The following is a 15,438-nucleotide window of genomic DNA, read 5'->3' on the forward strand; positions in this document are numbered from 1 at the left end:
CACCGGGCGCGACGGTCACAACGTGCTGATCCAGCGGGCGTTCGCGGCGGCCCACCCCGCCAGGCGCTCGTCCCGGAGCGCGGTGAAGAGTCCGTTGCCGCCGTTGTCCAGCACCACGTACGACACCTCGTCGATGGTCTGCGGGAAGGACGGCACCTGGACCCCGACCAGGCCGTCCGCCGGCAGGTCGCGCACCGCGAGGAGCAACTCCTCCAGCGGTACGCCGTTGGTGTCCACGGTCAGCGAGCCGCCGACCGCCCGGAGCACCTGGTCCAGCTTGACCGGGTTGCCGCGCAGGTTGGTCTGGCCGGCCCGGTCCAGCATCGCCCGGAGCAGTTGCTGCTGGTGGTGCTGCCGGTCGTAGTCGCCGCCGGGCAGGTCGTACCGCTGCCGGACGTAGTCGAGCGCCTGGCGGCCGTCCATCTGGTGGCAGCCGGGGGTGAAGACCGCCCCGGTGTGGATCGAGCGGACCTCGGTGTCGACGCACATCCGTACCCCGCCGAGCAGGTCGATGACCGTGCGGAAGCCGGCGAAGTCGACAAGTGCCGCGCCGTCGAAGCGCAGCCCGGTCAGCCGGCTCAGGGTGGCCGAGAGCAGCCGGGCGCCGCCCTGCCCGCCGCCGCCGTGCTCGTACGCCGCGTTGATCTTGTCCTGGCCGCCGCCGTAGCCGTTCCCGCCGGGTGGGATGTCGACCAGCAGGTCCCGGGGTACGGAGACCAGGTAGGCCCGGCGCAGGCCGGCCGGGACGTGCACGATCAGGATGCTGTCCGAGCGCTGGGCGGGGTTGGTGTCACCGGGGCGCCGGTCGGAGCCGACCAGCAGGTAGTTGAGTGGCCCGCCCAGGTCGGTGTCGTCCTGGCGGGCGGCCGGGTCGAGGAGTTGCTCCCGAGTGACCGTCCGGTCGTACCGGTCGGTCAGGAACCGGAGCCCGGCGACCGCCGCCACCGCCACCAGGACCAGCACGAGGCCGGTACGGAGCAGGACCCGGGGCCAGCGCGGTGCCCGCCGGCCGGCGGGCCGGGGGCGGCCGGGGGATGGCCCCCCGGCCGGTCGCCACCGGCCTCCGTGCCGTTCCGCCCTGGACGTGGTGCCCACCCCCGCAGCCCGACGTGAATCTCCTTCACATCAGGTTAGGAGCTGCCCTGCCTGCGCACGGCCGTTTCCGCAACTCCGCCGGGCCGCCCCCGACCTGCCCGTCACTTGCGGGTGGAGATCATGTCCGGGTTGGCGTAGACGAACTCGGCGAGCTTGTCGTCCTTGATCGCCTGGAACATCTCCAGGGTGAGCGGACTGAGCGTCTCCCGCCCGGCGGCGTTGCCGTGGAAGTCCCCGCCGTTGGTCCGCAACATGGTCAGCTCGTTGCCGGTCACCCCGCGCATGGTGAAGACCAGGTCGGGCAGGGCGGCATTGCCGGTGTCGAGGATGAACGCCTTGCCGGCCGCCTTGATCAGCTCCTGGAGCTTGCCGAGGTTGGTCAGCGTGCCGGTCTCGGTCGCCTTGCGGGCCATCGCCTTGATGAGCTGCTGCTGGTTCTGCTGGCGGTCGTAGTCGCCCTTGGCCAGGCCGTACCGCTGCCGGGAGTAGTCCAGGGCCGCCCAGCCCTCCATCTCCCGGCAGCCCTTCTTGTGCACCACCGGGGTCATCGCCTTGCCGGTCTTCTTCGCGTCCGCGTTCCACATCGGCTGGTCGTCGACGAACGACATGTGCCGGGACTTGACGTCCTGGCTGACGCAGATCCGCACCGAACCGAGGGTGTCGATGACGTTCTTGAAGCCGCCGAAGTTGATGATCGCCGCGCCGTCGAAGCTGACCCCGGTCATCTGCTTGATGGTCTGCGCCATGAGCTGGGCACCGCCCTCCCAGCCGCCGCCGTTGCGGGCACCGGCCTGGAAGGCCGCGTTGATCTTCTCGACGCCGCCGGTGTAGCCGCTCTTCGGGAAGGCCGGGATCTGCGCCTCGGTGTCCCGGGGGATGGAGATCAGGTACGCCTGGTCGTGGGTGGCCGGGATGTGCAGCACGATGATGCTGTCCGCCCGGACGTCGTCGGCGGCCCACCGCTCCCGGGCGTCCACCCCGAGCAGCAGCATGTCGATCGGCCCCTCCAGGCTCTCGCCGCCCTCGGCGTCGCTCTTGCCGGCCTCGCCGAGCAGGTTCCGCTGGTCGATGCTCCCGGTCGCCTCGTTGATCATCGCCTTGCTGCCGGCGAGCGCCGCGCCGCTGGTGACCATGAGCAACGCGCCCACCACGACGGTGATCCGGGCCCAGAGCGGATCGCGGCGCTTCTTCTTCGGCTTCGGGTCGGCGGCCGGGCGTCTCCCGTCGCCGGTGGGACGCTTTCCACCACCGGCGGGGCGCTTCCTGGCCGCGCCACGCTGCGCCGGAACGGCCGGCGAGCCCTTGACGGTCGCGCTGGCGGATGCCGAGGAGCGGGGTCGGCGGGAGGACTGAACCGGCATGCGTGCTCCAGTTCGTGTGTTCGAGGGGCGGGATCACTGTACGGATCCAGGGCCGTCATGGCGAGTTCTCCACCCGGCAACCCACCGTTGTTTTCCTCACCATCGCAATTGTCTGCCCGAACGGTCAGGTCGATGCGGTCGGGTCGGCGGCGACCGGGGTCGGCTGTGTTCCGTCAGCCACCGACGGTGATGACGCTCATCGAAACGTATCCGAAACAGGGTGGGAACCGGGCGGGGGTCGCCGCCCGGCGCTGACGGCCCTAGTTGGCGCCGTTCTCCTCGGTCTTCTCGTTGGCCTTCATCCAGTCGGCCATGGTGTCCGCCGAGATGGCGCGGTACATCGCCAACGCCTTCTCCCGGTCGGAGACGACCACCGACTCGCCGTTGATGGTCTGGCTGCCGACGTGCGGGCTGGTCACGAAGGTGAGGTTCTCGCCGCGCAGATTACGGAACTGGAGCGCCATGTCGCCCAGCGAGAAATTCTGGTCGACGGTGACGGCGTCGGTCACCGAGCGGAGGAACGCGTTCAGTTTCGGGGGGTTGGCCAGGGTGCCGGAACTGGCCGCCTTGTCCATCAGCGCCCGGAGAAATTCCTGCTGGTGCCGCATCCGGGCGAAGTCACCGTCCGGGAACTGCTTCCGCTGCCGGATCCAGTCCAGGGCCTCGGCACCGTTCATGTGATTGGTGCCCTTCTCGAACTTCCGGTACGGCTTGTGGATCGAGGTGATGGTCCGCTCGACCTTCAGCTCCACTCCGCCGAGGGCGTCGGTGACCTGCTTGAACCCGGCGAAGTCGATGGCCATCACGTGGTCGATGCGCACGTCGGTGAAGCACTCCACGGTCCGTACGGCCAGCGGTAGCCCGCCGAAGGCGAACGCTGCGTTGATCTTGGCGCGGCTGCCGGAACCGCAGTCCGCGTTGGCGCTCTCCGGGATCGGCACGTACAGGTCCCGGGGGATGGAGACCAGGTACGCCTGCTGGTGGTTGGACGGGATGTGCATCACGATGACCGTGTCCGCCCGCCACTTGCTCGACTGGTCGATCGGGGCGTCCGGGTCCCGCGAGTCGCTGCCGACCAGCAGGATGTTCAGCGCGCCGTCCACCTTCTTGGCCGGCCGGCCACCGGTGATCTCCGAGAACGGGTCGGTGCGGGCCAGGTCGTTGTTGAGGCTGCGGGTGTAGAGCCACGCGCCACCGCCACCGACCAGGGCGAGCACCAGCACGACCACCCCGGCCACCAGGGCGATCCGGCCCCAGCGGGGCCGCCGGCCCCGGTTGCCCGGCCCACCGGCCCCGTACGCCCGGCCCCGCCCACCGGGGCCGCCGGGCCCACCCGGACCGCCGCCCGGTCCACCGGGGGCCGGTCGGTCGTCGTGCTCCGGGTACCACTGGCTGGTCGGCCGGGACCGTCCGGCCTCGCCGGGGCCCGGGACCGACGCGCGCCCGGCGCCACGGTGCAGGTGCGGGAACGGTGCGCCGGCTGAGCTGGTCGCTGACATGTAACTCAGGGTACGTAGCCCGGGCCACCACCGCCCTCAGGCGAGACACAGGTTGGCGTCCGCCGGTGGCGGACCGGTCACCCCAGGCGCTGGCGGAAGTGCTCGATGGTGCGGCGCAGCCCCTCCTCCGGGCCCACGGTCGGCTCGTATCCGAGCAGTTCGCGGGCGCGGGTGAGATCGGGGCGACGCTTCTCCGGGTCGTCCGCGCTTCGAGTGACGTACGTCACTTCGGAGCTGCTGTCGGAGAGTGACACGATCAGCTCGGCCAGTTGCCGCATCGTCAACTCGTGCTCGGTGCCGCAGTTGACCGGCCCGGTCTCGGTGGAGTCGAGCAGCAGCAGGATGCCCCGGACCAGGTCGTCCACGTAGCAGATCGACCGGGTCTGGTTGCCGGTGCCGTGCACGGTCAGCGGCTCACCACGCAGCGCCTGCGAGATGAACGTCGGGATCGCCCGGCCGTCGTCCGGCCGCATCCGCGGCCCGTACGTGTTGAAGATCCGGACGATCGCCGCGTCCAGCCCCCGGTGCCGGGCGTACGCCATGGTGGCCGCCTCGGAGAAGCGCTTGGCCTCGTCGTAGACGCTCCGGATGCCGATCGGGTTGACGTTGCCCCAGTACGTCTCCCGCTGCGGGTGCTCCAGCGGGTCCCCGTACGCCTCGGAGGTGGAGGCCATCAGGAACCGGGCGCCGTCGGCGACCGCGCGGTCCAGCAGGTGCAGGGTCGCCACCGACCCGACCCGCAGGATCTCCACCGGCAGGCTGGCGAAGTCGGTGGGGCTGGCCGGGGAGGCCATGTGCAGGATCGCGTCGAAGCGCTCGGCCAGCGCCGGGTGGTGGCTGGGCAGCCCGTCGGAGACGTCCGCCTCGACCAGGGTGAAGGTCGGCCGGTCGGCCAGGTGGGCCACGTTCTCCTTGCTGCCTGTGACGAAGTTGTCCAGCACCACGACGGTGCAACCCCGCTCGACGAGGACATCCACCAGGTGCGACGGCACGAAGCCGGCGCCGCCGGTGACGAGAACGCGGTGACCGGACCCGAAGCGTGGCGCGACCTTCATGCCGGTCAGCCTACAGAGGTGAGGAAGGGCCCCTTGTTAACGCCTGGCGGATAGGAGGGGTCCCCTGCAAACACCCTGTGTCCTGGGAGCGCTCCGCACCGTGCGAGGTCGGGCCGTCCGCCTGCCGGCCCGCCCGCCGGCGTCGGCGGCCGACGGGTGGTGGCGGCAGGTACGCCGGGGCCGGCCGCACCGTCGGGTGGGCCGGCCCCGGTCGGGATGTCCGAGGGTCAGTGCGCGCCGGCGCCGGTCAGCGACCGGATCTCGAGTTCGGCGTACTTCTCCTCGTCGTGCTCCTTGGAGATCACCGTCCCGAGCCAGCCGCAGAAGAAGCCGAACGGGATGGAGAGGATGCCCGGGTTGGACAGCGGGAACCACTGCCAGTCGTGGTCCGGGAACATCGACGTCGCAGCGCCGGAGACCACCGGCGAGAAGAACACCAGGAGCACCGCCGACAGCAGGCCGCCGTAGATCGCCCAGACCGCGCCCGAGGTGTTGAACCGCTTCCAGAACAGGCTGTACAGGATCGCCGGCAGGTTGCCGGAGGCGGCCACCGCGAAGGCCAGCGCCACCAGGAAGGCCACGTTCAGGTTCTGCGCGTAGATCGACAGGACGATCGAGACCGCGCCGATGACGAAGGCCGAGATCCGCGCGACGTTCACCTCCTGCCGCTCGGAGGCCTGGCCCCGCTTGATCACGTTGGCGTAGAAGTCGTGCGCCAGGCTGGACGAGGAGGCGAGGGTGAGCCCGGCGACCACGGCCAGGATGGTGGCGAAGGCGACGGCCGCGATGATCGCCAGCATCGCCGCCCCGCCGATGTCCCCGCCGAAGAAGTCGATGCCCAACCGTTCGGCGAGTTGTGGTGCCGCCGTGTTGCCGGCCCGGTCCTGGGCGAGGATCGCCTCCCCGCCGACCAGCGCCGCCGCGCCGAAGCCGAGCGCGAGGGTGAACAGGTAGAACGTCCCGATGATGCCGATCGCCCAGAGCACGCTCTTGCGGGCGGCCTTCGCCGTGGGCACGGTGTAGAACCGGATCAGGATGTGCGGCAGGCCGGCCGTGCCGAGCACCAGCGCGATGCCGAGGGAGAGCAGGTCGACCTTGTTGTAGAAGGTCTGGGTCGCGTTGCCGGCGACCTCGACGCCGTACCGTAGCCCGGGTTCGAGGAAGGCGGAGCCCTTGCCGGAGGAGACCGCCGCGTCACCGAGCAGCGCCGAGAGGTTGAAGTTGTACTTGGCCAGCACCAGCAGCGTCATCAGCAGGGTGCCGCCCATCAGCAGCACCGCCTTGACGATCTGCACGTAGGTGGTGCCCTTCATGCCGCCCACCGTGACGTAGATGATCATCAGGGCGCCGACCAGGATGATCGTGGCGACCTTGGCGGTGTCGGCGTCCATGCCGAGGAAGGTGGTCCCGGGCCGGATGCCGAGCAGCAGCGCCACCAGCGCGCCCGCGCCGACCATCTGGGCCAGCAGGTAGAAGATCGACACGGTGATGGTGGAGACCGCCGCCGCCGTCCGCACCGGCCGCTGCCGCATCCGGAACGCCAGCACGTCCGCCATCGTGTACCGGCCGGAGTTGCGCAGCAGTTCGGCGACGAGCAGCAGCGCCACCAGCCAGGCGACCAGGAAGCCGATCGAGTACAGGAAGCCGTCGTACCCGTAGAGGGCGATGAGACCGGCGATGCCGAGGAACGAGGCGGCCGACATGTAGTCGCCGCCGATCGCCAGGCCGTTCTGGAACCCGGAGAACGAGCGGCCACCGGCGTAGAAGTCGGTCGCCGTCTTGGTCTGCCGGCTGGCCCAGATCGTGATCGCCAGGGTGCCGGCCACGAGCAGGACGAAGAGCGTGATGGTCAGGGTACGGGCGGTGCCGTTGCCGCTGGCCTCGGCGGCGAGGAGGAGGTCCCTCACTGCTCACCCCCGGTGATCTCGTCGCGGATCCGGTCGGCGAGCGGATCGACCTTCCGGTCCGCGTACCGGGAGTAGTACCAGGCGATCAGGAAGGTCGAGACGAACTGGAGCAGTCCGAAGACCAGGGCGACGTTGATGTTGCTGCCGAACAGCTTCGTGCCCATGAAGCCTCGCGCGTACGCGGAGAGGATCACGTAGAGCGCGTACCACAGGAAGAACGCGACGGTCATCGGGAAGACGAAGCCGCGCAGCGCGCGGCGCAGCCTGACGAACTCGTCCGACCGCTGTACGGCGAGGTACCGCTCCGCCTCGGTAGAGGTCGGCGCGGGTGTGTCCGTGGACATGTGGATCACCACCTTCACAGGCGTGGGGGTTTGGCGCACCGTAGAAAGCCCGCTACCCACGGGGAAAGGCTTCGATCGGCAGCGGTCGACGGCTGCGCCGAACGGCCGGTTGGGTGCGCCGAGTGACCCACGTCACTCCGGTGAGCGGTCGGTGTCGGGCGGGTGGAACGGGGGTGCCCGGCTACCCGTTCAGCTCCCGGTACCGGCCCCGGTAGTGCAGCAGCGGGGTGGTCTCCTCGGCCAGGTCGACCGTCTCGATGGTCGCCTCGACCAGGAGCGCCCAGCCGTACTCGCGGGCGGTGTCCAGCCGGCACCCCACCCAGCCGCCGCCGTCCGACGGCACCGGCCCGTACGGCGTCTCGGTCCACCGGCCGGTGGCGAAGAGGCCGCCCGGGGAGGGGAAGAGGCCGGCGAACCGGTCGGCGAGCTGCCGGTGCGGCGGTCCCAGCGGGGACACCGCGAACCGCCCCGCCTCCTCCACCTCCGCCCACAGGTCCGACTCCGGGTCGATCAGGCCGAGCAGCCGGTCCGGCTCCCCCTCGGCGACCAGGGTGGACGACACGGTCAGCCCGGCCGGTCCGGGCGCGGTCCAGAGCGTCACGGGGGCGGCCAGCCGCCCCCGCAGCCGGCGTACCGGCGACCGCTGCCCGGCGGGCACGGCGAACGGGTCGGTGTGGTGGATCTCGGCGCCCGGCTCTGGATTCACGTGAAACATTGTGCCGCCCCGCCCCCGCCGCCAACGCAGGAAGCGCCCGCGCCCCGGTAAGGAAGGGCCCCCTGTTAACGCATTCGGTAGAGGAAGGGCCCCTTCCTAACCGGTCAACCGGCAGGGGCGCTCGACAGCGGAGGCGTTCGACGACCGGGGCTTCCGCCGGTGCCGGGCGGCGGCGGTCAGGCCGGTCAGAGGTACCCGTCGAGGGCCCGGCGGGCGGCGGCGAGGACCTTCTCGTCGGCGCAGCCGTCGGCGTACCCGGCGATCCGGCGTCGGATGTCCCGGCCGAGCAGCCAGACGCCGATCCGGTCGGCGACCGGGCGCAGGAAGGCGGGCCGGCAGCGGAAGCTGTACCGCCAGGTGGCGACCGTGGTGCCCGGTTCCGGGCCGGGCGCGAACCGCCAGCCACCGGCGAACATCTCGAAGAACCACGGCCCCCGGATCATTTTCATGCCGACGTTCGTCGGTGGGGCGAACGAGACGTACTCGCTGACCATGCTCAGCCCGTGCCGGGACCGGGTGAAGGTGCGGACCCCCTTGCCGGGGCGGGTGGCGCCGTCGACGAAGTGCTGCTCACGGACGAACGGGTCCCAGCGGTACCGCACCGGCGCGACGGTCTGCGAGACGGCGAACGCCAGCGCGGGGGGTACCGGGACGGTGATCACCGACTCGACGACGGGCATCGGCCCATTGTGCGCCCACCCGCCAATCGGCACCCGCGTGCAGCCAACGGACAGGTGTTAGGAAGGGGCCCTTCCTCTACCGGAAGCGTTAACAGGGGGCCCCTCCTTGCACCCTCAGCGGCGGGGGGTGACCGTGGCGAGCAACTCCGGCATCCGGCGGTCGAGCACGTCACCGGCGAGGTACGCGCCGAGCAACGCCACCCCCACCCCGTACGCCGCGCCGACCGGCAGGGCCAGCCAGTGCCAGGCGTCGCCGAGCAGGACGGCGGCCACCAGCATCGGTACCGCCGTGACGGCCGAGACGACCATCGACACCAGGGTCAGGAAGCTCCTCGCCACCCCCGCGCCGGTGTTCATCGCGAACGGGTTGCTCGTCTCCGGCAGCGAGTACGCGCCCAGGATCGACAGGTAGCTGTTCACCGCCAGCCCGCCCCCGTACGTGGCCAGCAGGCTGCCCAGCGTCAACCCGATCCAGCCCGGCTCGCCGAGCACCAGCACCATGACGACCGCGATCGCGCCCAGCATCGGCACCACGTAGATCGAGAACGCGGCCATCCGGGCCTGCAACTCCAGGCGGCCGGAGATGCCGGCGACGACGTTCGCCGCGTACGCGCTGCCGTCGAAGCCGAACTGGTTGGCCAGGGTCACCGCGGCGAGCACCCCGACGAAGACCATCGACACGCTGACAATCACCGGCGAGGTGCTGCCCAGGCTGTCGAAGCCCTGCTCGCCGTCGAAGCTGAAGCCGGCGCCCCCGAGGTTGATCATCACCGGTACGAACACCCCGACCACCGCCAGGGTGATCAGGTTGGCCCGGCGGCGGGCGTCCCGCCACCAGTACCGGCACTCCCGCGCGGTCAGCGCGCCGAACCGGGTCCGCCCCAGCCAGCCGAGTGGCCGGGGGAAGAGCTGGGTGACCGCGCTGCCGGCCGGACCCCGCCGGGCGGGCGCCGGCCCGGCGGTGGCGGTACCGACCATCGCCGACTCCAGCGACCGGGACCACCACAGCAGCAGTCCCGCCACGGTCACGGCGGTGAGCAGCAGCTTCGCCAGCGCCGCCCAGGCCCGCCCCTCGGCCACCTCGATGCCGGCGCTCCACGGCGCGCCGAGCGGGGTCCAGCCCACCACCCGGGCCACCCCGGCCAGCCGGTCCCAGTCGGCGTCGCGCAGCGAGTTCGTGAGGGCGATCTGGACCGGACCGAGCAGGGCCGCGAGCACCGCGAGCAGGACGGCGGCCAGGTCCCGTACCCGGCGGGACCGGAGCATGGAGGCGAACGCGCTGGTCAGCGCGCGGCTGCCGACGACGCAGAGCAGCAGCCCGGAGAGCACCCCGACCACGGCGACCAGCCCGGCCGGCCAGCCGCCCAGCATCCCGGCGGTGACCACCAGCCCGGCGAGCGCGAGCAGCGCCGCCACCGTGGGCACGCTGACCAGGGCGGCGGCGGCCAGGCCGGTGACCAGGGTCCGGCGGGTCAGCGGCAGCAGCGCGAACCGGGCCGGGTCGAGGGTCTCGTCCACCCCGAAGAAGACCAGCGGCAGGATCAGCCAGCCCAGCGCCACCAGGCCGCCGCCGAGCGCCGCCACCATGATCGCGTACTGGTCGTTACCGGCGAGACCGGGCGCGGCGAAGAGGAAGAAGCCGCCGACCGCGAACCAGAGCCCGAAGAACGCGCCGAGCACGAACAGCGCGATCCGCCAGCCCTGGCCCCGGAAGTTGTTCGCGGTGACGCGCAGTTTCAGGCGTACGAAGTGTCGGGCGCGCACCGGTCGGGCCGGCCCGGGGCCGTCGACCGCCGGGCTCACCGGGACAGCCACGCCAGCTCCTCGCCGGTGGCGGTACGCCCGCCGACCACCTCGACGAAGACGTCCTCCAGGGCCCGGCCGCCGCGTACCTCGTCGAGGGCGCCGACCCGCTTGATCACCCCGTCGGCGAGGATCGCCACGTGCGAGCAGAGCCGCTCGACGACCTCCATCACGTGGCTGGAGAAGACCACCGTCCCGCCGCCGGTGACGTACCGGTGCAGGATGTCGCGGATCAGCGCGGCGGAGACCGGGTCGACCGCCTCGAACGGCTCGTCGAGCACCAGCAGCCGGGGCCCGTGCAGCAGCGCGCAGGCCAGGCCGATCTTCTTCTTCATGCCGGCGGAGTAGTCGACCACCAGGGTCCGGCCGGCGTCGCCGAGGGCGAGCACGTCCAGCAGTTCGGCGGCCCGCCGGTCCACCACCGCCGGGTCCATCCCGCGCAGCAGACCGTGGTACGCCAGCAGTTCGGCGCCGCTGAGCCGGTCGAAGAGGCGTACCCCGTCCGGCATCACGCCGAGGAGCTGCTTGGCGCGTACCGGGTCGGCCCAGACGTCGTACCCGAGCACCCGGGCCTGCCCGCCGTCGGGGCGGAGCAGGCCGACGGCCATCGACAGGGTGGTGGTCTTGCCCGCGCCGTTCGGGCCGAGCAGGCCGTAGAACGAGCCGGTCGGGACGTCGAGGTCGACCCCCGCGACCGCGACCTTGCTGTCGAACCGCTTGACCAGTCCGCGCAGCGCGAGCGCCGGGTGCTCCTCAGTCATGGTCCGACCGTATCCGCCCAGGCCAACGTCCGCCGACCCCGGTGTTAGGAGGGGGCCCTTTTACTACAGAAAGCGTTAACAGGGGGCCCTTCCTTACCGGCGGAGGGCTTCGGGGGCGTGCAGGCGGAGCATGATCGTGGCGACGTCGGTGGGGGCGCGGCGGCGGGTGGCCATCGACACGACGATCATCACCGAGAAGGCCAGCGGGACCGTCCAGGCGGCCGGCTGCGCGATCAGCGTCGCCGGCCAGCCGGTCAGCGGGGGGCCGAGCACGGTGAGCAGGACCGCGCCGACGGCCGCGCCGCCGCCGGCCAGCACCCCGGCGGTGGCGCCCAGGTCGGTCAGCCCGCGCCACCAGATGCCGAGCACCAGCAGCGGGCAGAAGCTGGACGCGGCGACCGCGAAGGCCAGCCCCACCACCTGGGAGACGTCCAGCCCGGAGACGTTCAGCGCGAGGACCGCCGGCACCCCGCCGGCGATCACCGTGGCCAGCCGGAAGCCGCGTACCGAGCCGCGCCCGAGCACGTCGGTGGAGATCACCCCGGCCACGCTGGTGAGCAGCCCGGACGAGGTGGAGAGGAAGGCCGCGAACGCCCCGGCGGCGACCAGCGCGGCGAGCAGCCGGCCGGTGGTGCCGGCGCCGAGCGCGGCCTCGGGCAGCAGCACCACCACCGCGTCGGTCTGCCCGGTGACCAGCAGGTGCGGGGTGTAGATCCGGCCGAGCACCCCGTACAGGGTGGGCAGCAGGTAGAACGCGCCGACCAGGGCCAGCACGACCAGGGTGGTGCGGCGGGCGGCGGCCCCGTCCGGGTTGGTGTAGAACCGCACCAGCACGTGCGGTAACCCCATGGTGCCGAGGAACGTCGCCAGGATCAGCGAGTACGTGGCGAACAGTCCCCGGTCGTCGTCCCCGGCCGCGCTGGGCAGCAGCCAGTCGGCGGCCCCGGTGGCCACTCCGGCGACCTCGGGCACCGGGTCGCCCGCGGCGAAGGTCAGCTCGTCGCCGGGGCGTACCTCCCGGGTCCGGCCGTCGGGGTAGGTGAGGGTGGCGGGGTGCTCGACCACGACGGTGGTCGCGGTCCGGAACGCCGGCCCGTCGGGCGGGGTCACCGCCGGCCGCGCGTCGGCCTGCCACTGCAACGCCAGGAAGATCGCCGGTACGGCGAGCGCGGTCAGCTTCAGCCAGTACTGGAACGCCTGGACGAAGGTGATCGCCCGCATCCCGCCGAGCGCCACGTTGGCGGTGACCACCATCGCCACCAGTAGCGCCCCCACCGGGTACGGCGAGCCGGCGACCGTGGCCAGGGTGAGTCCCGCCCCCTGCAACTGCGGCACCAGGTACAGCCAGCCGATGAAGATCACGAAGACCGTGGCGAGGGTACGCAGCCGGCGGGAGCGCAGCCGCAGTTCGCAGAAGTCCGGCAGGGTGAACGCCCCGGAGCGGCGCAGCGGGGCGGCGACGAAGAGCAGCAGCGCCAGGTACCCGGCGGCGAACCCGACCGGGTACCAGAGCACGTCCACGCCGTACTTGAGGACCAGCCCGGCGATGCCGAGGAAGCTCGCCGCCGACAGGTACTCCCCGCCGATCGCGGCGGCGTTCCAGGTGGGGCTGACCACCCGGGAGGCGACCAGGAAGTCGGAGGTGGTCCGGGCCAGCCGCAGCCCGTAGAAGCCGATGCCGACGGTGACCAGGGTGACCGCCACGATCGCCGGTACCACGAGGGCGTTGTCCATCTCAGCGCTCCGGCCGCTGCACCAGGTCGGTGAAGTCCTGCTCGTTGCGCTCGGCCAGCCGGACGTACCCCCAGCCGACGACGATCAGGAAGGGGAAGGACGCCACGCCGAGCAGCAGCCACGGCAGGTTGACCCCGAGCAGGGTGGTCCGTCCGATCGACGGGGCGATCGCGAACAGCAGCGGCAGCCCGCCCAGCCCGATCACCACCAGCAGGGACATCCGCAGGGCCAGCGCCAACTGCGCCCGGACCAGCCCCCGCACCAGCGCCTCGCCGACCCGGGTCTGCTGGGCGAGTTCGGTGCGGGTCAGGTCGGCGTCGGGGGCCCGGCGGGACACCTCGGCGAGCACGATCCGGGTCCGTCGGGGCGGCTCGGGTCGCCGGGGCGCGGGTACGGGGTCGGTGGGGGCGGCCACTGACGCAGTCTCACCGCCCCCACCCGAATGTCAAGGCCCGGCCGGACGGAGCCCTCACCGCTGTGCGGGCCCGCCCGGCGGGACCGGCTCAGTCGAGGGAGACCGTGAGGTCCGCGTTTCCGGCCGCTCAGCGGGTGGTCGTTCGCTCGTTCAGCAGCGGGCAGGAGAGGTCGCTGGTCCGCACCGGGTTCGTGTCGAAGACCTTCCGGGCCCGGTCCCGACCCAGGTTCGTCGTCCACAAGTTCTCCCCGGGGTACCGGTTGTCGACAAGGAACCGCAGGGTGCAGGAGCGGGCCGGCTCCGGCAGCCGGTCCAGGGCCGGTACGGCGTCGAGGGAGAGCCGGGACAGGTAGACCGTGTCGAGGACCCCGGTACGGGCGTACCGGTCGACGTTGCGTTCGGCGATGGCCCGGTCCGGGTCGACGAGGGCCAGCCCGAGCAGGGCGAGCACCGCCGTCCCCACCACGAACGGGGGCAGCCAACCGGCCCGCAGCCGGAGCACCGCCACCCCGACCAGCAGGAACACCACCCCGAGGGCGATCTCCACGGTCGCCACCAGCAGCCGGAGCCGGGTCGCCCCGTACGCGTCGGTGTAGACCTGCATCCGGTACAGGGCGGAGGCCACCACCACCAGGCTGAGCAGGGTCAGGGCCCCCAGCAGGACCCGGAACAGCACCCGGTCGGCACGGGTGGACCGGGGGGCCCACCGCCCGGCCCCGGCCAGCACCAGCAGGGTGAGCAGGGCGACGGCGAGGAGTTGCCAGAACCCGCCCCGGGCGTACTCGGCGTAGGTGAGCCCGGCGGTGGTCAGCACGTGCTCCGCCCCGCCGAACAGGACCGTGAGCTGTACCAGGACGAACCCGGTGAAGAGCAGGTCGAGCAGGACCAGGGGCAGGGCCCACTCCAGCCGACCGACCGTCCGGGCGCCCGGCGTCTGTAGCCCGGCCAGGTCCGGTGGCCCGGCCAGTAGGTGGGCGCCGGCGAGCAGGGCCCCGCCCACCAGCAGGAACCGGAGGAACCAGGTCACCACACCGGGTACCGACACCTCCGGCAACAGGCCACCGACCAGGTCGGCGAAGATCGCGTCCGCCGAGGCGAAGAGCAGCCCGAAGACCACGAGCAGCCCGACCGTCACCCCGACGCTGGTCAGGATCCGGCCGAGGTTCCCGCCGCCGGCCGTCCGCAGGGTGCGCAGACCACCCTGGGCCCAGGGCAGGGCCCGGAACAAGGCCACCGGCGGCAGCAGCCCGGCCACCAGCATGCCCAGCGGGCTGCGTCCCCCGGTCACCGCCAGGGTGGCGGTGACCAGGGCGGCGAGCAGGCAGAGCAGGAAGAGCCACTCGGCTGCCCGGAACACCCCCACCGAGACGAGGGCGATGGTGGCCAGGGCCCACCCGACCCGGACGACCGGTCCCGGCACCCCCGTGCCGTCGGGACGGTCGTCCGGGCGGGTGGAGTGCCCGCCCGTCGCACCCTCGCCCACCTCCGGGCCGGCGGGGTCCGTCCCTCCCGCAGGCGGGTCGGCGGCTGCCGGGTCCGGTGCGGCTCTGGTGGGGCGGGCGGTGACCGCCACGGTGACCAGGGCTCCGGTCGCCACCAGGGCGACCACCAGCCAGCCCAGGCCGGGACGGTCCAGGGGCAGGACGGAGGCGGCGACGGCGGCTGCGGCGACGAGCACCCCGAGGGCCACCGGACGGGCCGGATCGGCCGGGCCGGGCCAGCGCTCCTTCAACAGGGTGGTCCCCGGCAGGGGCGGCAGGGGCGGCGGGGGCGGATAGGGAGCCCACTGCGGGGGCACCCCCAGCACGGCGGGCCGCACCGGCCCGGTGAGCACCGCCGGCGCCGCGCTTCCGGCCGTCCCGGCCGGCCCGACGGGCTTGTCCGGCCCGGTCACGGCCGGCCCGGCGGGGCTCTCCGGTGCGACCGGCGTCGCCGTTCCGGCTGGCATCGCTGTTCCCGCCGGTGCAGCCGGCGTCGCTGCTGTGGCCGGCTTGGTCGCTTCGGCCGACTGCTCCGGTTCGCCCGGCCCGGCCGGTTCGGCGGGTTGCTTCGGTCCGGCCGGGGTACCC

The 15,438-nt window shown here is 72.4% G+C and carries 12 protein-coding genes and 1 pseudogene; all 13 read right to left on the reverse strand.

Annotation, left to right across the window (positions count from 1 at the left end):
- Window positions 1-15: 15 nt before the first annotated feature.
- The 13 genes and pseudogenes from ACQUFX_RS26070 to ACQUFX_RS26130 all read right to left on the reverse strand — a co-directional run bounded on the left by ACQUFX_RS26070 (window position 16) and on the right by ACQUFX_RS26130 (window position 15,317).
- Entirely contained in the window at window positions 16-960 is a 945-nt protein-coding gene (locus ACQUFX_RS26070; protein WP_428967082.1) for an LCP family protein, read from the reverse strand.
- A gap of 236 nt (window positions 961-1,196) precedes the next feature.
- The gene (locus ACQUFX_RS26075) at window positions 1,197-2,456 is read right to left on the reverse strand and encodes an LCP family protein (protein WP_428962871.1); all 1,260 of its coding nucleotides are present in this window, start codon (window positions 2,454-2,456) and stop codon (window positions 1,197-1,199) included.
- 260 nt (window positions 2,457-2,716) lie between these two features.
- Window positions 2,717-3,955: an LCP family protein gene (locus tag ACQUFX_RS26080; protein WP_428962872.1), complete on the reverse strand. Its 1,239-nt coding sequence runs from the start codon at window positions 3,953-3,955 to the stop codon at window positions 2,717-2,719.
- 77 nt (window positions 3,956-4,032) lie between these two features.
- Entirely contained in the window at window positions 4,033-5,010 is a 978-nt protein-coding gene (locus ACQUFX_RS26085) for an NAD-dependent epimerase/dehydratase family protein (protein ID WP_428962873.1), read from the reverse strand.
- A gap of 227 nt (window positions 5,011-5,237) precedes the next feature.
- Complete coding sequence (locus ACQUFX_RS26090) at window positions 5,238-6,917, reverse strand: solute symporter family protein (RefSeq protein WP_428962874.1); 1,680 nt, start codon at window positions 6,915-6,917, stop codon at window positions 5,238-5,240.
- Window positions 6,914-7,261: a DUF485 domain-containing protein gene (locus ACQUFX_RS26095; protein WP_428962875.1), complete on the reverse strand. Its 348-nt coding sequence runs from the start codon at window positions 7,259-7,261 to the stop codon at window positions 6,914-6,916. Before ACQUFX_RS26095 ends, ACQUFX_RS26090 begins: the two co-directional genes overlap by 4 nt.
- A 181-nt stretch (window positions 7,262-7,442) precedes the next feature.
- Window positions 7,443-8,018 (reverse strand): annotated as a pseudogene (locus ACQUFX_RS26100) (flavin reductase family protein); the annotation flags it as partial.
- Window positions 8,019-8,161: 143 nt separating this feature from the next.
- The gene (locus ACQUFX_RS26105) at window positions 8,162-8,656 is read right to left on the reverse strand and encodes an SRPBCC family protein (RefSeq protein ID WP_428962876.1); all 495 of its coding nucleotides are present in this window, start codon (window positions 8,654-8,656) and stop codon (window positions 8,162-8,164) included.
- Window positions 8,657-8,770: 114 nt separating this feature from the next.
- The gene (locus tag ACQUFX_RS26110) at window positions 8,771-10,471 is read right to left on the reverse strand and encodes an ABC transporter permease (protein ID WP_428962877.1); all 1,701 of its coding nucleotides are present in this window, start codon (window positions 10,469-10,471) and stop codon (window positions 8,771-8,773) included.
- Window positions 10,456-11,220, reverse strand: coding sequence for an ABC transporter ATP-binding protein (locus ACQUFX_RS26115; RefSeq protein WP_428962878.1), 765 nt, complete (start codon window positions 11,218-11,220; stop codon window positions 10,456-10,458). The genes ACQUFX_RS26110 and ACQUFX_RS26115 overlap by 16 nt, the downstream gene beginning before the upstream one ends.
- A gap of 93 nt (window positions 11,221-11,313) precedes the next feature.
- Complete coding sequence (locus ACQUFX_RS26120) at window positions 11,314-12,954, reverse strand: sodium/solute symporter (protein WP_428962879.1); 1,641 nt, start codon at window positions 12,952-12,954, stop codon at window positions 11,314-11,316.
- Window position 12,955: 1 nt separating this feature from the next.
- Window positions 12,956-13,369 (reverse strand): DUF485 domain-containing protein, encoded by a 414-nt coding sequence (locus tag ACQUFX_RS26125; RefSeq protein ID WP_428962880.1) that lies wholly within the window; start codon window positions 13,367-13,369, stop codon window positions 12,956-12,958.
- A 127-nt stretch (window positions 13,370-13,496) separates the two neighbouring features.
- Complete coding sequence (locus tag ACQUFX_RS26130; protein WP_428962881.1) at window positions 13,497-15,317, reverse strand: DUF4153 domain-containing protein; 1,821 nt, start codon at window positions 15,315-15,317, stop codon at window positions 13,497-13,499.
- Window positions 15,318-15,438: the final 121 nt, after the last annotated feature.

The organism is Micromonospora fluostatini (assembly GCF_050410825.1).
Lineage (GTDB): Bacteria > Actinomycetota > Actinomycetes > Mycobacteriales > Micromonosporaceae > Micromonospora > Micromonospora rosaria.

Excerpts from the sequence above, each read along its gene's own strand:
- ACQUFX_RS26075 (WP_428962871.1), bottom strand. The coding sequence starts at position 2,456 with ATGCCGGTTCAGTCCTCCCGCCGACCCCGCTCCTCGGCATCCGCCAGC.
- ACQUFX_RS26080 (WP_428962872.1), bottom strand. The coding sequence starts at position 3,955 with ATGTCAGCGACCAGCTCAGCCGGCGCACCGTTCCCGCACCTGCACCGT.
- ACQUFX_RS26085 (WP_428962873.1), bottom strand. The coding sequence starts at position 5,010 with ATGAAGGTCGCGCCACGCTTCGGGTCCGGTCACCGCGTTCTCGTCACC.
- ACQUFX_RS26095 (WP_428962875.1), bottom strand. The coding sequence starts at position 7,261 with ATGTCCACGGACACACCCGCGCCGACCTCTACCGAGGCGGAGCGGTAC.
- ACQUFX_RS26105 (WP_428962876.1), bottom strand. The coding sequence starts at position 8,656 with ATGCCCGTCGTCGAGTCGGTGATCACCGTCCCGGTACCCCCCGCGCTG.
- ACQUFX_RS26115 (WP_428962878.1), bottom strand. The coding sequence starts at position 11,220 with ATGACTGAGGAGCACCCGGCGCTCGCGCTGCGCGGACTGGTCAAGCGG.
- ACQUFX_RS26120 (WP_428962879.1), bottom strand. The coding sequence starts at position 12,954 with ATGGACAACGCCCTCGTGGTACCGGCGATCGTGGCGGTCACCCTGGTC.
- ACQUFX_RS26130 (WP_428962881.1), bottom strand. The coding sequence starts at position 15,317 with ATGCCAGCCGGAACGGCGACGCCGGTCGCACCGGAGAGCCCCGCCGGG.